Consider the following 20,508-nt stretch of genomic DNA (forward strand, 5'->3'; position numbering starts at 1 on the left):
GGCCAGCGTCCTCCGTATCAGGGTGGGCAACAGCAGGGCGAAAGGCCTGCATTTCAGGGCAATCGTCCTCCGTACCAAGGTGGCGGGCAAGGCGGCCAGCGCCCCGCTTATCAGCAGGGCAATCGTCCTCCGTACCAAGGCGGCGGGCAAGGCGGCCAGCGCCCTGCATATCAGGGCAACAAACCGTACAACAATAACAATGCGCCGTCTCCAAAACCACAGCCATCCAAACCATCCTATCAGCGTCCGGCTGTCAACCCTGCCAAGCCTGCCGCTCCGCTTGTGGTAGATGCACAGGGCAATAAGGGTAGAGACGTACGTGTGGTTGATATGAGAACCTCACAGGTTAACCTTGACAAATACAACGAAAAATACGAGCAAATTGCGCCCACTACCTTTGCAAAAGATAATATTGTGAAAAAGCAAAAGCTGACACAACGCAGTGCTCAGCGCGGAAGGCCCAACTACTCGCGCCGCGAGCAGGAGCAGCTGAAGCTCCGCAAGCTCGAGATGGAGCGCCAGAGACGCCAGAAGCTCGAGATCACCATCCCCGATGAGATCACGGTTGGCGATCTTGCACTCAAGCTGAAGGTTCAGGCTGCCGAGATTATCAAAAAGCTGATGCTCAACGGCGTTATGGCGGCACAGAACGATGTGATCGACTACGATACCGCAGCACTTGTCGCAATGGAAATTGGCGCTAAGGTTGAAAAAGAGGTTGTTGTCACCATTGAAGACCGTCTAATCGACGACAGTGTGGATGACACCGAGAACCTGCAGCCCAGAAGCCCGGTTGTTGTTGTTATGGGCCACGTTGACCACGGTAAAACCTCTCTGCTCGATGCTATTCGTAACGCACAGGTTACCGCAGGCGAGGCAGGCGGTATTACGCAGCACATTGGTGCATACCGCGTCAGCCTTAACGACAGTCATGTCACCTTCTTAGATACACCGGGACATGCGGCGTTTACCTCTATGAGAGCGCGCGGAGCACAGATTACCGACATTGCAATCCTCGTTGTCGCGGCGGATGACGGCATCAAGCCACAGACCGTTGAGGCGATTAATCATGCAAAAGCGGCAGGTGTGCCGATTATAGTTGCAATCAATAAAATGGATAAGCCTACTGCAAACCCCGATAAGGTAAAGCAGGAGCTTACCGAGCACGAGCTGGTTCCCGAGGAATGGGGCGGCGATGTTATCTGCGTTCCTATTTCTGCGAAAACGCACGAGGGTATCGATACTCTGCTTGAAATGGTTCAACTGGTTGCAGAGGTAAAAGAGCTCAAAGCGAACCCCGACAGACTGGCAAAAGGTACTGTTATCGAGGCAAAACTCGATAAAGGCCGCGGCCCGGTTGCAACCATTCTGGTACAAAACGGTACCCTTCGCACCGGTGATGTTGTTATTGCGGGCACGGCTATCGGCAGAGTGCGCGTTATGCAGAACGACCGCGGAGAGAAAGTAGAAGAGGCAGGCCCAAGCGTGCCAATCGAGATTACCGGTCTCACCGAGGTGCCCTCAGCAGGCGACATCTTCAACGCAGTTGGAGATGAAAAACTGGCACGCGAGCTGGTTGAGCAAAGAAAGCATCATCAGAAGGAAGAGGTCTTCCAGAGCTATAACAAAGTTACACTGGATAATCTGTTTGATCAGATTGCCGAGGGCGAAATGAAAGAACTGCCGATTATCGTCAAAGCAGATGTTGCCGGTTCGGTAGAGGCTGTTCGTCAGTCGCTTGAGAAGATATCCAACGCAGAGGTTCGCGTTCGTGTTATTCACGGCGCGGTCGGTGCAGTCAGCGAAAGTGACGTTATGCTCGCGGCTGCTTCCGGTGCAATCATCGTTGGCTTTAACGTTCGCCCCGATCCTGTTGCTAAGCTCAAAGCAGACAACGACGGGGTTGATATCCGCCTGTACCGCATCATCTACGATGCAATTGAGGAAGTTAGCACCGCAATGAAGGGCATGCTTGCACCGAAGTACCGCGATGTCGATTTGGGCAGAGCAGAGGTTCGTCAGGTGCTTACCATTACCAACGTGGGCAAGGTTGCCGGCTGTTATGTACTGGATGGCAAAATTACCAGAAATGCAAAGATCCGCATTGTGCGTGACGGCATCATTGTTGCAGATGACAAACTGGATAGCCTCAGACGCTTTAAGGATGACGTTAAAGAAGTGGCAAGCGGCTATGAGTGCGGTATGAGCCTTGAAAAGTTTAGCGATATCAAAGAGGGCGACATTTTTGAAGCCTACGAGGTAGAGGAATATCGCGAAAACTAGCGGGTAATATTCGCTGTTTTTGGGCAGAGTAGTGCAGCTTAGCTGTACACTCTGCCATGAACGAAAATACAACAAAGACAGATGCAATGATAAAAATAGGAGATAAATTATGGGAAGCTATCGGGCAGACCGTACAACAGAAGATGTAAAGCGTGAGCTGACGGCGATTATGGCAACACTGAAAGACCCCAGAATCACCGGCATGCTAAGCATTGTAAAGATTGATCTCGCGAGAGACCTTTCGGTGTGCAAGGCGTATATCAGCTCACTTGACGGCATTCAGGCCGCTACCGAGGCGGTAAAGGGGCTGAACAACGCAGCTGGCTTTGTTCGCCGCGAACTGGGAAGCCGCTTGGCTTTACGCCATACACCATCGATAAAATTTGTTGCCGACAACTCCATTGAGCAAAGCGCAGAGATTCTCAAGATTATGGAAGATATCGAGCGCCCGAAACACAATTAAGATTGGGGGAACATGGATGGGCAGTGAAATTACGCTCGAACAGGTATGTGAGCGGCTGAAAGAGCAGGATAACATTCTGATATTGGCACATCAAAATCCTGACGGAGACACGCTTGGCTCTTGCTTTGCTCTGTTGTTTGCATTGCAGGCAATGGGAAAGCGAGCCCGTGTGGAATGCTCTGATCCTTTTCCGCCGCGCTACCGGTTTATGTTCCCCAATTATGTGCCGGAGCAGTTTACCGAACAGTTTATTGTGGCGGCGGATATTGCCGACACTCAGCTGTTTGGAAAAAACAGTGAAAAATATACCGACCGGGTGGACCTTTGTATTGATCATCATCCGTCCAACACCTTTTATGCAAAAGAAACCTACCTGGTGGCGGATGCCGCAGCCACTGCCGAGGTGGTAGCCGATGTGATTGACAGACTGGGTGTTCCGCTTGATCTTGCTATGGCAACCTGTATTTACACCGGCTTGTCCACCGATACCGGTTGCTTCCGTTTCTCCAATACCACTGCAAAAACCCATCTCATCGCATCCCGTGTGATTGACCTAGGTGTGGATAACGCAGAGATCAACCGTGAGATGTTTGGGCGCAAAACCCAGAGCAGAATCGCGATAGAGCGCGAGGTGTACAATACCATGGAGTACCACTTCGGCAACAAGTGTGCAGTGATTTGTATGACACGCGAAATGCTCGAGAAAGCGGGTGCGGACGACAGTGAGCTGGAGGGTGTTTCTACCATTCCCTGTCAGATTGAGGGCGTTGAGGTAGGCGTTACCCTGCGCGAAAAAGAAGACGGGTTCAAAGTTTCGCTGCGCACCGGTAAATACATCGATGCATCCGAAATCTGTGCACGGCTTGGCGGCGGCGGTCATGCGCGCGCTTCGGGTTGTTTTATTGCAGACACACTGGAAAACGCAAAGAAAAAAGTGCTGGACGTAGTAGAGCAGGCGTTTGCAGATGCACCTGCAAATAGGTTGGATACAGGTATTTGTTGACAGCGCAAGGTTCGCTGCTGTGGATAGCAGGCAATGAGAAGAAGCTGTTAGGGGAACCTGGCAGCTTTCTCTGCTGTAATGGGTTGGGGCTTGCCTGCGTCGCATTTTCTTTTAAAAGTCCGGAGAGGTTGCCTTTCCGGCAGGGCTTGGCTCATCTGCGGGAGATTATTTAGGTGAGTTTTTCGTCTGAAGACGAACAAAGCCCCATTTTTGGAGGTTTTCATGACAGGAATATTACTGATTAATAAACCCGCCGGGTTTACCTCGTTTGACGTAATCGCCAAGATGCGCGGCATATCAAAAATTCGCAAAATCGGGCATGCCGGCACGCTCGACCCGATGGCAACCGGCGTGTTGCCGCTGTTTTTCGAGGGTGCAACAAAAGCATGCGATATTATGCCAAACCAGGACAAGCGCTATCGTGCTCGCTTTCGGCTGGGACTCACCACCGATACGCAGGACATTACCGGCAAGGTGCTCAGCGAAGCCCCGGTGATGGCCACTACCGCCGATGTACAGGCTGTGTTGGAACGCTTCGCAGGTGATATTGAACAGCTGCCGCCGATGTACTCGGCAATACAGGTGAATGGGCAGCGGCTTTACGATCTTGCGCGAGAGGGCAAAACGATAGAGCGCGAGACACGCCCCGTCACGGTGTATGAACTGAACCTGCTTGAGTCAGACGATATTGCTCACACTTACACCATCGATGTAAGCTGCTCAAAGGGCACCTACATCCGCACCATCTGCCATGACATTGGCGAAGCCTTGGGTTGCGGTGCAACCCTCACCGAGCTGTGCCGCACCGAGGCAGCGGGCTTTATGTTGCGCGACTGTATCACGTTGGAGCAGGCACAGCAGGAGTCACAGGCCGGTACGCTGTTTGAGCGTCTACTGCCGATTGAATCGGTGTTCGCGGCATTGCCCCGTGTAACATTGGATGAACGGCGCGCCAAGCTGTTTCAAAACGGTGTAAGGCTCGACCTAGTGCGCAATAAGATTCCCAGAATAGACGGTACCTTCGCCGTTTATGGCGGTGAGACTAAATTTTTAGGAATAGCACACAACGATTATGACAAAAATGAACTTCATATGGATAAATTGTTTTCTTTGGTGTAAGGAGGTGGTATGTTTTTGAATACAATTGGAGAAACTAAGGGCGCTGCTATTGCTCTAGGCTTTTTTGATGGCGTGCACAGGGGGCATCAAGCGGTGGTAGGTAAAGCGGTGGAGCTTGCATGTGAGCTATCATTGGACCCCTGCGTATTCACCTTTACCACCAATCACGGCTCACCTGCAGCCAAAGCATGCAGCGGTATCATCACAACCGAGGAGACCAAAGAGGCCGAGTTGTACAAGCTTGGCGTAAAAGAAATCTTTTGCCCCGATTTTGATGTGTTCAAAGATATGACAGGGGAAGAATTTGTGCGCGATATGTTGTACGGGCAGTACCGCGCCAGAGCGGTGTGCTGCGGTTACGACTTTCGCTTTGGCAAAGGTGCCCAGTGCACGATTGATGACATGAAGCAGCTGTGCGGGCGTTTTGGTATTGAACTTTGTGTGGTACCTGCCATTCTGGATGAGGGCAAGGCAATCAGCTCCACCCGCATTCGTGAGGCGCTGCGCGAGGGGGATATTGAGACAGTAAACCGCCTGCTTGGCAGACGCTATGGCTTTGATTTTGCAGTGGTGCACGGCAAGCGGCTGGGCAGAACCATCGATGCCCCCACCATCAATCAGCCGTTCCCTGTGAACTTTGCGCTGCCAAGGTTTGGTGTATACGCTTCGTTTGCCGAGGTGGAGGGCAGGCAGTACCCTGCGGTTACGAGTATTGGAGTTAAGCCAACGGTGAAGAGTGATAATGTTCCGCTTGCAGAAACCTATATCATGGGGATCGATGCAGATTTCTACGGCAAGCACGTACCGGTTACTCTCGTACAGTTTTTGCGCCCTGAAATTAAATTTTCTTCGGTGGAAGAGCTGAAAAGAAACATCCATCGAGATGCACAGCAGGCAATGGAAGTATGTGAAGTTTTTGCTTTACAATGATAGACACTTGTGCTATACTTATAAGGCTAACGCAGCCGTTACCTCGGCTTAGGGATTAAGCCCGTCAAACGGGAACATACCTACCCTCTGCTGCGATACACGGTAATAAAAGAAAGAGGTATTACAATGCTTTTAAAAGAAGAAAAAAATGCAGTAATCGAAGCAAACCGCCTGAGCGAAAATGACACAGGCTCTCCCGAGGTTCAAATCGCAATTCTCACCAAGAGAATTGTTGAACTCACCGAACATTGCAAAATCCACAAGAAAGATCACCACTCCAGACGCGGTCTGTTGAAAATGGTTGGTCATAGACGTAACCTGCTCAACTACCTGATGAAAAAGGATATCGAGCGTTACCGTGCGATTATCGCAAAACTTGGCTTACGTAAGTAATGATTGCTATTCGGAAGGCAGATGGATTTTCATCTGCCTTTCGGTGCATATTTACACAGTAACTAAATTCACAATTCTGTCTAAGGCATAGGCCCGAACACAGGTGAAATAGGTAGAAAAATAAAACCAGCTTCGGCTGCCTAAAGGTGATTTAGCAGTGAATCGGAGGCTCAAACACAAGTTTGAACAGCGGATTTATTGCTAAACCCGAAAGCTGCCGGGGCACGATGGAGGTAGCAAAATTATGTTTGAAAATTTCAGAGTATTTGAAACAGAATACGCCGGTAAAAAGATCAGCTTTGAAACCGGTAAAATGTGTGCACTCTCAAACGGCTCTTGTCTTGTCCGTTACGGCGAAACCACCGTTTTGTGCAACGTCACAGCAAGCCAGCGTCCCCGCGACGGCATCGACTTTTTCCCCCTTTCGGTAGATTACGAGGAGAAGCTGTATTCTGTCGGTAAAATCCCCGGCTCGTTCCTTAAAAGAGAGGGCAGACCTTCCGATAAGGCAATTCTGGCATCCCGCTGTGTCGATCGTCCCATTCGTCCTTTGTTCCCTAAGGATATGAGAAACGACTGCTCGGTTGTTATGACCGTTATGTCGGTTGACCCCGATTGCTCGCCCGAGCTTGCAGGTATGCTCGGAGCTTCCTTTGCAATTGCAATCTCCGACATCCCATGGAACGGCCCTGTTTCGGGCGTGAACATGGGCATTGTGGATGGCGAAATCATCATCAATCCGGATGCTGAGCAGCGCAAGGTTTCCCAGATGACCACCACCGTTGTTTCTACCGATGAGAAAATCGTTATGATTGAATCGGGCGCGAACGAAATCGACGACGACACCATGCTAAAAGCGATTTTGATGGGCCACGAAGAAAACAAAAAAATCGTTAATTTCATCAAAGGTGTTGTCGCTGAAATCGGTAAACCCAAATTTGAATTTGAATCTCAGGAAGTTGACCACGATATGTTCGAGGCAATCAAAGATTTTGCCATCGACCGTGTCAAGGTTGCACTGGATACCGATGACAAGAATCAGAGAGATGCGAACCTTGCTCCCATCGTCGATGATATCCATGCTAAATTTGATGAACTGTACCCAGAAAAAATCGCAATGATTAATGAATGCATCTACAAGCTGCAAAAATTTATTGTAAGAAGATGGCTGCTTGATGAGGGCAAACGTGTTGACGGCAGAGGCATTGATGAAATCAGACCTCTGAATGCACAGGTCGGCTTGGTTCCCCGCGTACACGGCTCTGGTATGTTCACCCGTGGTCAAACACAAGTGCTAACCATCGCAACCCTCGGCCAGCTGCGTGACGCGCAGATTCTTGACGGCATTGACGGCGAAGAGACCAAGCGCTATATGCATCAGTACAATTTCCCCTCCTACTCGGTGGGTGAAACCAAGCCCAGCAGAGGCCCCGGCAGACGTGAAATTGGCCACGGTGCGCTTGCAGAGAAAGCCCTTGAGCCCGTTCTTCCCTCCGTGGAGGAGTTTCCGTATGCAATGCGTCTGGTTTCTGAGGTTCTTTCCTCCAACGGTTCCACCTCGCAGGGCGCCATCTGCGGCTCTACATTGGCTCTGATGGATGCCGGTGTTCCCATCAAGGCTCCTGTAGCGGGTATCTCCTGCGGCCTTATTACCGAGGGCGACCGCTGGATGACCATGGTTGATATTCAGGGGCTGGAAGACTTCTTTGGCGATATGGACTTTAAGGTTGGCGGCACCCATAAGGGTATCACCGCAATCCAGATGGATCTCAAAATTGACGGCTTGACCCCCGAAATTGTGAAAGAAGCATTCGCAAAAACTCATGCAGCGAGAGATTATATTCTTAATGATATTATGACTCCTGTTATTCCCGAGCCCCGCGCAGAGCTTTCAGAATACGCACCCAAGATGATTTCGATCCAGATCCCTGTTGATAAGATCAGAGAAGTCATTGGTTCGGGCGGCAAGGTAATCCAGAAAATTTGTGCGGACTGCAACGTCAAAATCGATATTGAGGATGACGGCAAGGTGTTTGTATCTGCAATCAATATGGCAGATTGCCGCCGTGCAGTTCAGGTCATAGAGACCATCGCTATCGACCCCGAAGTGGGCGCGATTTACAAAGGCAAGGTTACAAGAATTATGACCTTCGGTGCATTTGTTGAAATTGCTCCGGGTAAAGAGGGCCTGTGCCACATTTCCAAGCTGGAAAACAGCCGTATTGAGAAGGTAGAGGACGTTGTTTCGGTTGGTGATGAGATTGTGGTTATGGTAACCGAGATCGACCAGCAGGGCAGAATTAACCTTTCCAGAAAAGATGCGATTGCAAAGCTGGAGGAAAAGAAAAAAGCACAGCAGAACTAAAGTAATTTAATAATGGATGCTGCACTCTCTGTTTTATGCGGAGAGTGCAGTTTTTTATTTTAGAAGAACTCTTTGAATGGACAAATTACAAACGCATACTGTAGTTTGTCCGCTTGAGGTGAAAAACAGCAAAAAGAGTTAAGGGCAGAGGGGTATTACCCTCTGCTTTTTTTACGGCATATTCACCATTTTTGCAGGTAATATACAGCTTATGTTTGTAATGATGCTGACTTGACGTGTATTTAAAAAAGCTGTATACTTTATTCACTAACCATTTTAAAGCATTAAAGCACTATAACGTTAAAGCGATAACGCTTTTGAGAGGATGAAGAACAATATGAAAAAGATATTAGCGATTTTACTGGCAACATCCGTAGCGCTTAGCCTTGCAGCCTGTGGCGGAACCGCGGCTCCGGCTGCTTCCGGCACTTCTTCCAGTGCTCCAGAAGCAGCACCCAGCAGTGAGCCATCTGCAGATAAAATTTTAAAAATAGGTGTTGTTCAGCTGATTGAGCATGACGCACTCGATGCGGCATACCTTGGGTTTGTTGACGGACTGAAAGAGGCTGGCTACGAAGACGGTAAAAACATCCAAATCGACTACCAGAATGCGCAGGGTGAGCAGGCAAACTGTGTTACCATTGCCGACAAGCTGGTGAACGACAAAAGCGATCTGATTCTTGCCATTGCTACCCCTGCGGCACAGGCGGTTGCAAACAAAACCAAGGATATTCCCATTTTGGTGACTGCGGTTACCGACCCTGCCGATGCAAAACTGGTTGCAACCAATGCAGCACCCGGCGGCAACGTTTCGGGCACCTCCGACCTCAACCCCATTAAAGAGCAGATGAGCCTGATTAAAGAATTGGTTCCAACCGTAAAAAAGGTGGGCATGCTCTACAGCTCCAGTGAGGCAAACTCTGTATTTCAGGTGAACCTTGCAAAAGAGGAACTCAAAGCAATGGGCATTGAAAGTGTCGATTACACCGTTTCCAACTCCAACGAGGTTCAGCAGGTTGTACAGTCTATGGTAGGTAAGGTAGATGCGGTTTACTCCCCTACCGATAATACAATTGCTGCCGGTATGGCAACTGTTGCAATGGTTGCCAACCCCGCAAAGCTGCCCGTCATTGTTGCAGAGGGCGGCATGGTCAAAAACGGTGGGCTTGCTACTTACGGCTTGAGCTACTACAACCTGGGCAAACAAACCGCGGCCATGGCTGTTAAAATTTTAGCTGAGGGTGCAAAACCTGCAGATATGCCCATTGAGTATCTCAAAGAGACCGACCTTATCATCAATAAAACAACCGCTGAAGCGCTCGGCATCACCATTCCTCAGGCGCTGGCGGGTAAGGCACAAATTGTGGAGACCGTTGCAGCACAATAAAGGCCTGTAGGTGTAACAGAATTTGCCGCGGTAAATGCCGCGTTCATCTACAGCGATAGAGGGCTTTTGCAGCTCCTGTCGCTGTAGATTGTTGTTATTTTAGAACATATTTGGGAGGAACAGCTATGGGTTTACTACAAGGCTTACTGCTCGCAGTTCCCGGTGCAGTGGCACAGGGTGTGCTGTGGGGCATTATGACGCTTGGCGTCTATATTACGTACAAGGTACTGGACTATGCAGATTTGACGGTGGATGGCAGCTTTGCAACGGGCGGTGCGGTTACGGCTATCCTAATTGTAAAAGGGATGAACCCATTTTTATCGATACTGTTTGCGCTGGTTGCGGGCTGCATTGCAGGCTGCATTACAGGCATGCTACATACAAAACTGAAAATTCCGGCAATTCTTTCGGGTATCCTTTCGCAGCTTGCGTTGTATTCCATTAATATCCGCATCATGGGTAAGGCAAACACCCCTTTGCTGGGTATAAACACCGTAGTGACCGAGGTTAAAAAATGGGTGCCGTCGCTTTCGGATAATACCGTTGCACTGATGCTGGGTTTAGCTGTAGCAGCGGTGGTAATTGTAGCGCTGTACTGGGTTTTCGGTACCGAGCTTGGCTGCTGCATTCGTGCAACCGGCAACAACGAATATATGGTACGCGCATTGGGCGGCAATACCGATGCAATGAAAATTGCAGGTCTTATGCTGTCGAACGGTCTGGTGGCTCTTTCGGGTGCAATGGTTGCACAGACACAGGGCTACGCCGACGTGGGCATGGGCATCGGCGCTATTGTCATCGGTCTTGCATCGGTCATCATCGGCGAGGTGCTGATGGGCAAGCGTTTCAGCTTTGCCTACAAGCTTGCCTCTGTAGTGGTTGGCTCCATTGTATATCGCATCATCATTGCAGCTGTGCTGCAAATCGGTATGAAATCGACCGACCTCAAGCTCCTCACCGCAATTATAGTTGCGATTGCGCTGTCTGTCCCAGTATTTAAGAGTAAATTTAAGCTTGGCAAATTTCCACGCAAGCAAGCTGTAAGATAAGGGAGGATGGAAACGATGCTAAAGCTTACCAATGTATCAAAGACCTTTAATGCCGGCACAATCAATGAGAAAGTAGCACTGGGGGGCGTAAACCTGCACCTGAAACCAGGCGACTTTGTCACCGTTATCGGCGGCAACGGTGCAGGTAAATCCACTTTACTTAACCTTACGGCGGGGGTATTCCCCTGTGATGAGGGTTCGATTGTACTGGACAATTTAAATATTACCAAACAACCGGAATACAAGCGCGCGGCGCTGCTTGGGCGTGTGTTCCAAGACCCTATGATGGGTACTGCTGCGGATATGGGCATTGAAGAAAACCTTGCCATGGCATTTCGCCGCGGTAAAAGGCGCGGATTGCGCTGGGGCATTACCAAGGCAGAACGCGACGATTATAAAGAGCGCCTGAAGCTGCTTGACCTTGGGCTTGAGAACCGTTTGAGCTCTAAGGTGGGCTTGCTTTCGGGTGGGCAGCGGCAGGCACTCACCCTGCTGATGGCGACCCTGCAAAAGCCAAAGCTACTGCTGCTGGATGAGCACACCGCTGCGCTCGACCCAAAAACCGCCCGCAAGGTTTTGGAGATTACCGAACAGATTGTAGCAAAAGATAGCCTCACCACACTGATGGTCACCCACAATATGAAGGATGCCATTCGCCTTGGCAACCGCTTGATTATGATGCATGAGGGAAGAGTGATTTTTGACATTGAGGGTGAGGAAAAGAAAAACCTCCATGTGAAGGATCTGCTGGAGAAATTCGAAACAGTAAGCGGCGATGAATTTGCAAATGACAGAATGATGCTTGCATAAATGGGGAAACCCTTACAGGCAAGCGCGCTCACAGATAGCAAAAGAGTGGTACCCTTTTGGGCACCACTCTTTTGCTATCTGTTTTTTAACCATACACAACAATCACAGTTGAATCTGCTCTGCGATGAATCCGCCGCCCACAACGTAATCCTCATGGTACCATACCACGCTCTGCCCGGGGGCAGGAGCGCGCTGCGGGGTATCGAACATTACCCGAGCTCCGCCGTCTGGCAGCAGGGTAACGGTAGCAGGGGCTTCTTTTGCAACCGAGCGTATTTTTACACCGAGATGGGTCGTATCTGCAAGAACAGGGTGCGGGTGAACAACACAGCTGTGCAGCAGCACACCGCTTGCGTATTCATCGCCCGAATCAGCCAGATAAATGCGGTTGGTTTCGGCGTCGATACTTTTAATAAACACAGGGCGTCCCAATGCGATGCCAAGCCCTTTGCGCTGCCCCACCGTATAATGCAAAATACCCTTGTGTCTGCCACAGGGCTTGCCTTCCGGCGCAATAAAGTCGCCCTCGGGGGCTTTGCCCAGCAGGTTTTCGATGTAAGCGGGGTAGTTGTTGTCGGGGATAAAGCAAATCTCCTGGCTGTCCGGCTTGGTGGCGCAGGGCAGTTTTGCCTCGGCCGCAACCGCACGCACCGCATCCTTTGCAAGGTGCTGCAGCGGCAGCAACAGGCGTGACAGCACGTCCTGCCCCAAGCGGTAGAGCATGTAGCTCTGGTCGCGCGGCAGAAAGTCGGCTTTTTTAAGCAGATAATGCTCCTCACCGTCTTTGACCATATGCTCCACCGAGGCGTAATGCCCTGTGGCAATGTAATCAAAGCCAAGTTCATCTGCCGCCTTGAGGATAAAGTGAAACTTGGTGGAAGGATTGCACATCACACAGGGGTTGGGGGTTTTACCGGTACGGTACTCCTCACAAAATGGCAGTATCACATTGTGTAAAAATGTTTCATGCTCGGTTACCACATGCAGTTTTATACCCAATAGGTCGGCGGTTTGCTGTGCGGCTGCAACCGTAGGTGCCGCAGCAGGGAAGAGGTTGAGCACCACAGCCTCAACAGAATAACCTGCTTTTTGCAGCAAATAAACACAAGCGGAGGAGTCAACTCCCCCGCTTAGTGCAACAAGTACTTTTTTACCGTTAGTGTTCACATGCATGGCAGTCACCGATTTCGCCTACGATAGGAGTGGGGTCAATACCCAGTCTGGTATAGTAGTCGGAAATTGCAGCACGCACAGCCTGCTCAGCTAGAACAGAGCAGTGAACCTTTACCGGTGGCAAGCCCTCAAGAGCCTCAACAACTGCTTTGTTCGTAACCTTTAATGCATCCTCAATGGTTTTGCCCTTAATCATTTCAGTAGCCATCGAGCTGGTCGCAATGGCGGCTCCGCAGCCAAAGGTTTTGAATCTTACATCAGTGATGACACCTTTATCCACCTTGATGTACATTTTCATAATATCGCCGCATTTTGCATTGCCAACCTCACCGATGCCGTTTGCATCATCAAGTTCGCCCACGTTGCGGGGGTTGCTGAAGTGATCCATAACTCTGTCGCTATATAACATTGCCATAAGCTTTGTTCCTTTCTAATCCGCTCACCGCTGTAAAAATGGCGAGCCTTATTGTGAAATAGATTTTTATGGGTTAAAAGCCTTCTGTTTATTTAGAAGGAAGCCATTTGTTGTTTGATAGGGGTGTTACCCCACAATTTTTTCCCATAGCGGGGACATCGCCCGTATTTTAGCAACTACTTCAGGGACGACCGCTAGCAGATAATCGATGTCCTCCTCCGTGGTTTCGTCGCTGATAGAAAGCCTGAGAGAACCGTGTGCAATCTCGGCGGGCAGCCCGATAGAAAGAAGCACATGGCTTGGGTCAAGCGAGCCCGAGGTGCAAGCCGAACCGGAAGAAGCGCAAATACCGTTTGCATCCAGAGTAAGCAGCAACGATTCGCCCTCAATACCCTCAAACGAAATATTGACGTTGGCGGCAAGGCGTTTCTCACGGTCGCCGTTGAGGCGGGAGTGAGAAATTTGCAGCAAACCGTCGATCAGGCGATCTCTCATTGCACGCAGCCTTGCGATGCGTTCGGGCAGGGTGGAAACAGCGTTGGTAATGGCAACACCTAACCCTACAATACCGGCGACATTTTCGGTGCCGGCACGCTTGCCGCTTTCCTGCCCGCCGCCATCAATCAGGTTTGGCAGTACGATGCCTCTGCGGCAGTACATAGCGCCAACGCCCTTAGGCCCATGAATTTTATGTGCAGAAAGCGACAGCAAATCGATGTTCTGTTCTTTTACATCAATGGGCACATTGCCTACAGCCTGTACCGCATCGGTGTGGAATAATACCTTTTTCTCTTTGCAAACAGCGCCAATTTCGGCAATGGGCTGAACGGTACCGATCTCGTTGTTTGCATACATAATCGAAACAATTGCGGTATCCTCACGAATTGCATTCTTAATATCTTCTACGCTCACTAAGCCTTTGTCGTTAACAGGAATGTAAGTGACCTCAAAGCCCTCTTTGCGCAGAGTATCGCAGGTATGCAGCACTGCATGGTGCTCAAATACCGAGGTAATGATGTGCTTTTTGCCTTTGGCAGCGAGGGAACGGGCAACACCCTTGATTGCCCAGTTATCGGCCTCTGAGCCGCCGGAGGTAAAGAAAATCTCACGAGGCTGTGCGCCGAGCGCCGATGCAACCTGCTCACGCGCTTTGTTCAGCGCACGTGCAGCTTCATCGCCCTTGCGATAGATGCTGGATGCGTTGCCGTAGCCTTCTTTCAGCCATGGAACCATTGCATCAAAAACAGCATCAGAAATTTTAGTGGTTGCAGCATTGTCTGCGTATACAAATCTTTTTTCTGCCATAATCGTCCTCCACCAGACATAAATCTGTACTTTTCTATATAAACTGTTATTTTAATCCTACAAGTTAATAATATACCTTTTTAGTAGGAAAATCAATACCTATTTGAAAACTATTTATGGCGCTCACATTCTGCAACTGCCAAGCGGTCGCACCGTTCGTTTTCGGGGTGCCCCGCATGCCCTTTTACCCACTGTATTGTCACCTCATGGCGGGTAAGCTCGGTAAGCAGCTGTTCCCATAAATCTGCATTGAGAGCAGGGTCCTTTTTTGTGCGCATCCAGCCATTGGCCTTCCACTTCTGTGCCCACCCTTTGTTAATGCCGTTCGCTACATATTGCGAGTCGGTATACAGCGTTACTCTGCAGGGCTGGTTCAGTGCACGCAGCGCGGTAATTGGGCCGAGCAGCTCCATCCGGTTGTTGGTGGTGGCTTTGTCACCGCCCGAAATCTCTTTTTCCACACCGTTGCAGCGTAGAATCACGCCGTAGCCGCCCGGGCCCGGGTTACCGGAACATGCGCCGTCGGTAAAAATTTCAACATGCTTTAATTCCTGCGGCATGGCTACCTCCTGCGGTTTTAAATAGTTTGCCTTCATTGCCGGCATAAACGTTGCGTATCTTAAAATTGCTACCATATATTATAGTATCTTCGCGGTGTAAATGCAACTTTTCTATGCAATTGTACCCGAAATTTCTGATAATAAATCATATCTTGCTTTATCCTCCCAAAAGATTATGCCGGAACGTTTTTCTGTCTTGCGGTTAACACTGCCAAAACCGAGCAATACTAATGGTAACGATTGGACGTATTTTAATAACCGGAGGGACAAACAATGTTACAAGCGGTGATTATGGCGGGCGGCGTTGGCAGCAGGCTTCGCCCGCTGACCTGTGACCTGCCAAAACCAATGGCGAGGCTTTGCGGGCGGCCAAATATTGAATATATTTTAGAACTGCTCAAAGAGCACGGTGTAACCGACGCAGCGGTGACGGTACAATATCTGCCGCAGCGCATTTCGGAACATTTTGACGGGGGCGAATATTGTGGCATCAACCTTACCTTTGTAGAAGAGACCGAACCGCTGGGTACAGCGGGCAGCGTTAAAAACGCGGCAAAATATTTTGCACAATCTTCTGATTATAGTATAGAGCAAGGTGCAGCAAAAAAGTCTTGGCCTAAAACAGAAGCGGGAGATGTCTGCTGCATTGTTATCAGCGGCGATGCAATGTGTGACTTTGACCTTACCGCTGCGTACAAACACCACCGTAAAAGCGGGGCTGCCGCAACCATTCTCGTTAAGGCGGTGGACGACCCGCGCGAGTATGGTTTGGTGGATGTGGATGAAGATGGAGATGTGCGTGCATTCGTAGAAAAACCCTGCTTTTCACAGGCGGTGAGCAACCTTGCCAACACCGGTGTTTACATTTTAAGCCAGCAAGCGCTAGCGCTGGTACCCAGCCACCAGCAGTATGATTTTGCGAAGGACCTTTTCCCCAAGCTGCTGAGCAAGGGGCTTAAAATTGCAACCTACGAGGACAATGGCTACTGGTGTGACATTGGCGATATAGAAAGCTACCGCCGCTGCCAGCAGGATATGCTGCAGGGAAAGGTACGTTGCCGAATTGACGGCGCACGCGACCACGCCGGAAACATTTTTAAAGATAGCCGACCACGCGGTAATTACACCATTGTACCCCCTGTTTACATCGGCACAGGGGTAGAGATTGGTGAGGGAACTGTAATCGACGGCATGTCGGTAATTGATGACGGTTCGGCGGTAGGTGCGGGCGCACGCATTTCGGGCAGTATTCTGCTGCCCGACAGCTACACCGGCAAGGGATGTACACTCACCGGTGCAGTAATTTGTGCGGGTGCTTCCGCACAGCAGCAGGCAATGCTGTTTGAAAACTCGGTGCTGGGTGCAGGGGCGGTCGCGGGTGCGCACTCTGTTATCCGTCAGGGAGTACGCGTGTGGGCCAATAAGCATGTAGAGGCGGGTGTTACCCTGCGCGATAACCTACAGTACGGTGCGGGTAGAAACCTCTGCTTTGAGGATAACGGCTTAAGCGGAGAAGCGGGTGTGGAGCTTACTCCCGAGCTGGCGGTTCGCCTTGGCTTGGCGGTTGGATCTACCTGCAAAGAGGGCAGGGTAGGCATCGGCTGCACCACCGACCGTGCTGCACGGGTGTTAGCACAGGCACTGGTTTCGGGCATACTTTCGGCGGGCTGCGATGCACTGGATTTCGGAGCGGGCTTTGAAGCGATGTTTCGGTTTAATTTGGCCTTTTGCGGGCTGAAGCTGGGCGTATTCATTTCGGGCGGCGAAACCGCAAGCCTTCGCCTGTTCACAGTGGGCGGGCTGCCCGCCACCCGCGCGCAGGAGAGGGCAATTGAGGGCACTTTGCAGCGTGGGGAATACAAGCGGTGCAGTTGCACCGGCTTTGGCGAGGTGAGCAACCTCACCGGAATGCGTGTGCTGTATGAAAACGAACTGATTAAATTTGCACCGCAGGGGCTTTCTGACATCGGGGTACAGGTAAAAAGTGCCAACCGTGAGCTGGAGGGCATGCTGCGGCAGACGTTGTATCGGCTTGGTGTTCATCAGGACGACACGTTCACCTTACAGATTTCGCCGGATGGCGGCACGGTAAGCATCACACATGCGGGCAGCGGATATTTGCCCCACAGCAAGGCACTGGCGCTATGCTGCCTCAGTGAGTTTGAGCAAGGGGCCGACGTAGCACTGCCATTTGACTTCCCCCGTATTATGGATGAGCTGGCGGTGCGGCATGGCGTGGCGGTACGGCGGTATCTCAGCTGCCCTGCCGATGACAGTGACCGTGCAGCACGAGAACTTGCCTGCGTTCAGCTTTGGAGCCGTGACGCGCTGATGCTCAGCATTAAGCTGCTTGCGTACCTTAAAAACAAGGGTCTTACCCCTGCACAGCTGTTTCTGCAGCTGCCCGGTTTCGATACCGCATCGGTAATGGTGAAAACAGGAAAAAACCCTGCGGGTATTTTACGGGAGCTCTCAAGAAACGGCAAAAACATCGGTGGGCAGGGCATCGGCGAGGGCGTGGTGCTGCGCGATGACCGCGGCGTGGTCATGGTGTGCCCGTTAAAGCGCGGCGGCGGCATAAAATTGGTTGCCGAAGCTCACAACAGCGAAACGGCAATGGAGCTTTGTGAAAGCTATGAAAAGCTGATAAAACCGCTTATTAGCCTGTAAATATTAGTCTTAAGCTCAATTTCCAAAATTTCGTAAATTGCTATTGTTCGAATTTTACTTGACAGATTTTAGCAAAGAGTATAAAATTTAATCTAAGGTAGTGTTCGGAATTACAATATCATAGTAAGCGAGACGCAGCGGACGGGCAGTGATCGGAAGGATTACTGTGGCCGCTGCAGAACTCCGCTTATCTAGGCAGATTGACGCCATAGCCGCGCCTGTCAGCTGTTTGTTGCAGACAGAGCGGGTTCGGTTTCCGCATGATAGTACGGTGCGGAACAATTTTCTTTTGAAGATATGCCCTGCATGCTCAGGGCTTAGATATTGGAACCTAAGGCAATTTTGAACGGACAAAACCGAATATAACTTTCTATGTTTTCCTGCTTTATCAAAACAACAAGCAGGCTTATTTCGTTGTGCATAGAGGGTTTCTATAATAATGGAGGTACACATAGTGTCAAACGATCGGATAGGAGATCTAAAGGATTTCACAGAAAAAATTGCGCCGAAAACGGCGAACCCGCAGGCACCTGTTTCTCGAATTGGCGAGCAAACTGACTTGACTGAACGTATTGCGCCTAAGGCGAAAAGCAGCCAGAGAGGCTACCGCAGACCGCAGCATTCCGCTGCAAAGAAACCTCAGGTAACCGAGGCGGCAGACGCACCCGCGGCAGCTGCTGCCGTAGTGGTACCTGCACCTGCCGCAGCAAAGCCTGCCGCACCAAAACCAAAAAGGCAGCATAGTGCACCGAAAAAAGCGCAGCCTCAGCCTACTACCATGCAGGCTGCCGTTACCATACAGCAGCCCGCCGCGAAGCCGGCTGAGGCAAGGGGCAAACGCGGCAAACGCCCTGCTACCCCACAGAAAAAAACTCCCGTTCGCATCATACCGCTGGGCGGATTGCATGAGATTGGTAAAAATATGACGGTGATTGAGTGCGAAAACGATATGTTTATCGTCGACTGTGGCCTTGCGTTCCCCGATGAGGAGATGCTCGGTGTTGATCTTGTCATCCCCGATTTCAGCTATGTAGAAAAAAACAAAGACAAGTTGCGCGGTATTGTGCTGACGCACGGGCATGAGGACCATATCGGTGGCCTGGTATACCTGCTTAAAAGCGTAAATGTGCCGGTGTATTCGGCGCGGCTGACACTGGGGCTTGTCGAAGGCAAGCTGAAGGAGCACGGGCTGCTTGGCAGGGTACAGCTGAATGTGGTTCAGCCGGGCGACACCATTAAGCTGGGCTGCATGGCAGTGGAGTTCATCCACGTAAACCATTCCATCCCTGACGCACTTGCCGTTGCAATTCACACCCCCGCCGGTGTCATCATTATGACCGGCGACTTCAAAATTGATTCCACCCCGATTGAGGGTAAAATGATTGACCTTGCACGCTTCGGCGAGCTGGGTAACCAGGGCGTTCTCGCACTGCTGATGGATTCTACCAATGCGGTAAAGCCCGGTATGACCATGAGCGAGCGAAAAGTTGGCGAAAGCTTCGGCAGTTTGTTCCAGCGTGCGCAGGACAAACGAATTATTATTGCAAGCTTTGCGTCCAACATCCACCGCATCCAGCAAATTGTCGATTACGCGGTAAAATACAAGCGTAAGGTTGCGGTTTCGGGGCGTAGCATGATCAATGTTGTGGCAAAAGCGACGGAGCTCGGCTATCTCAAAATTCCCGATGGTATTTTAATTGAGATTGAGGGGATTAACCGTTACCGTCCCGACCAGCTGGTTATCATCACCACGGGCAGTCAGGGTGAGCCGATGTCCGCCTTAACCCGTATGGCGATGAGCGACCACCGCAAGGTGACTGTTACCCCCAACGACTTTATCATCATTTCGGCAAGCCCCATTCCGGGCAACGAAAAGCTTGTAAACCGCGTGATCAACGAGCTGCTCAAACTCGGCGCAGAGGTCATTTACGAGAAGATGTACGAAGTGCACGTTTCGGGCCACGCCTGCCAGGAGGAGCTCAAGGTGATTCTTGGGCTGGTGAGGCCGCAGTTCTTCATTCCGGCGCACGGTGAATATCTGCACCTGAAAAAGAACGCAGACCTCGCTGTTGCAATGGGTATAGACCGCAAAAACACCCTCGTTACCGAAATTGGTAAGGTGATTGAGCTTGACGGCGTAGAGATGAAGATAGTTGGAACGGTGCCGGCGGGCAGAGTAATGGTAGACGGTCTGGGTGTCGGCGATGTTGGCAGCATTGTGCTGCGTGACAGAAAGCACCTTTCCGAGGATGGGCTCATCATCGTTGTCACTGCCATTAATGGCGAGACCGGTGAGATTGCAGCAGGCCCGGATATTGTATCGCGCGGTTTTGTATATGTGCGTGAGGCAGAGGATATGATGGCACAGACCCGCAAGATTGCGAAAAAAGCGGTGGAGACCTGTATCGAAAACAATGTTCGCGAGTGGGGCAACATCAAAAATAAAATTAAAGATGATGTGGGCGATTATCTGTGGCAGGTAACCAAGCGCACACCGATGATTTTACCCGTAATACAAGAGATTTAAAACAAAGGCTGCTCCCTTGCAGGGGGCAGCCTTTTATTACGAAATGGTAAAATACC

General features: G+C 50.6%; 16 protein-coding genes. 12 read left to right on the forward strand and 4 right to left on the reverse strand.

What is annotated here, in order from left to right:
* The 10 genes from infB to RTV33_RS13530 all read left to right on the forward strand — a co-directional run.
* Nucleotides 1–2,283 (forward strand): translation initiation factor IF-2 (gene infB, locus RTV33_RS13485; RefSeq protein ID WP_312645092.1); only part of this gene is annotated, 2,283 nt, incomplete at its 5' end.
* 109 nt (nt 2,284–2,392) lie between these two features.
* Nucleotides 2,393–2,746 (forward strand): 30S ribosome-binding factor RbfA, encoded by a 354-nt coding sequence (gene rbfA, locus RTV33_RS13490; RefSeq protein WP_312645093.1) that lies wholly within the window; start codon nt 2,393–2,395, stop codon nt 2,744–2,746.
* A gap of 16 nt (nt 2,747–2,762) precedes the next feature.
* Nucleotides 2,763–3,749 (forward strand): bifunctional oligoribonuclease/PAP phosphatase NrnA, encoded by a 987-nt coding sequence (locus RTV33_RS13495; RefSeq protein WP_312645094.1) that lies wholly within the window; start codon nt 2,763–2,765, stop codon nt 3,747–3,749.
* A 222-nt stretch (nt 3,750–3,971) separates the two neighbouring features.
* Nucleotides 3,972–4,868 (forward strand): tRNA pseudouridine(55) synthase TruB, encoded by an 897-nt coding sequence (truB, locus tag RTV33_RS13500; protein ID WP_312645095.1) that lies wholly within the window; start codon nt 3,972–3,974, stop codon nt 4,866–4,868.
* A gap of 15 nt (nt 4,869–4,883) precedes the next feature.
* Nucleotides 4,884–5,798, forward strand: a complete 915-nt coding sequence (ribF, locus tag RTV33_RS13505; protein ID WP_312645096.1) for a riboflavin biosynthesis protein RibF — start codon at nt 4,884–4,886, stop codon at nt 5,796–5,798.
* 126 nt (nt 5,799–5,924) lie between these two features.
* Nucleotides 5,925–6,191 (forward strand): 30S ribosomal protein S15, encoded by a 267-nt coding sequence (gene rpsO, locus RTV33_RS13510; protein ID WP_312645097.1) that lies wholly within the window; start codon nt 5,925–5,927, stop codon nt 6,189–6,191.
* A 244-nt stretch (nt 6,192–6,435) separates the two neighbouring features.
* Entirely contained in the window at nt 6,436–8,556 is a 2,121-nt protein-coding gene (locus RTV33_RS13515; RefSeq protein ID WP_312645098.1) for a polyribonucleotide nucleotidyltransferase, read from the forward strand.
* Between the two features lie 337 nt (nt 8,557–8,893).
* The gene (locus tag RTV33_RS13520; RefSeq protein WP_312645099.1) at nt 8,894–9,943 is read left to right on the forward strand and encodes an ABC transporter substrate-binding protein; all 1,050 of its coding nucleotides are present in this window, start codon (nt 8,894–8,896) and stop codon (nt 9,941–9,943) included.
* A gap of 125 nt (nt 9,944–10,068) precedes the next feature.
* On the forward strand, nt 10,069–10,992 hold the full coding sequence (locus RTV33_RS13525) for an ABC transporter permease subunit (RefSeq protein ID WP_312645100.1): 924 nt from the start codon (nt 10,069–10,071) through the stop codon (nt 10,990–10,992).
* A 15-nt stretch (nt 10,993–11,007) separates the two neighbouring features.
* Nucleotides 11,008–11,802, forward strand: a complete 795-nt coding sequence (locus tag RTV33_RS13530) for an ATP-binding cassette domain-containing protein (protein ID WP_312645123.1) — start codon at nt 11,008–11,010, stop codon at nt 11,800–11,802.
* A gap of 102 nt (nt 11,803–11,904) precedes the next feature.
* Here RTV33_RS13530 and mnmA read toward each other — a convergent pair whose 3' ends face one another.
* The 4 genes from mnmA to rnhA all read right to left on the reverse strand — a co-directional run bounded on the left by mnmA (nt 11,905) and on the right by rnhA (nt 15,255).
* Nucleotides 11,905–12,975, reverse strand: coding sequence for a tRNA 2-thiouridine(34) synthase MnmA (mnmA, locus tag RTV33_RS13535; protein ID WP_312645124.1), 1,071 nt, complete (start codon nt 12,973–12,975; stop codon nt 11,905–11,907).
* Nucleotides 12,959–13,384: a Fe-S cluster assembly scaffold protein NifU gene (gene nifU / locus RTV33_RS13540; protein WP_312645125.1), complete on the reverse strand. Its 426-nt coding sequence runs from the start codon at nt 13,382–13,384 to the stop codon at nt 12,959–12,961. The genes mnmA and nifU overlap by 17 nt, the downstream gene beginning before the upstream one ends.
* Before the next feature lie 132 nt (nt 13,385–13,516).
* On the reverse strand, nt 13,517–14,695 hold the full coding sequence (gene nifS / locus RTV33_RS13545; RefSeq protein WP_312645101.1) for a cysteine desulfurase NifS: 1,179 nt from the start codon (nt 14,693–14,695) through the stop codon (nt 13,517–13,519).
* Nucleotides 14,696–14,805: 110 nt separating this feature from the next.
* Nucleotides 14,806–15,255, reverse strand: a complete 450-nt coding sequence (rnhA, locus tag RTV33_RS13550; RefSeq protein WP_312645102.1) for a ribonuclease HI — start codon at nt 15,253–15,255, stop codon at nt 14,806–14,808.
* Nucleotides 15,256–15,528: 273 nt separating this feature from the next.
* On the opposite strand from rnhA, the gene RTV33_RS13555 reads away from it, so the two are divergent.
* Complete coding sequence (locus RTV33_RS13555) at nt 15,529–17,925, forward strand: sugar phosphate nucleotidyltransferase (protein ID WP_312645103.1); 2,397 nt, start codon at nt 15,529–15,531, stop codon at nt 17,923–17,925.
* A 454-nt stretch (nt 17,926–18,379) separates the two neighbouring features.
* A complete protein-coding gene (locus RTV33_RS13560) occupies nt 18,380–20,452 on the forward strand; it encodes an RNase J family beta-CASP ribonuclease (protein ID WP_396327516.1) in 2,073 nt (690 codons plus the stop codon).
* The last annotated feature ends 56 nt before the right edge of the window (nt 20,453–20,508 follow it).

Source organism: Hydrogenoanaerobacterium sp. (assembly GCF_032017025.1).
Lineage (GTDB): Bacteria > Bacillota > Clostridia > Oscillospirales > Ruminococcaceae > Hydrogenoanaerobacterium.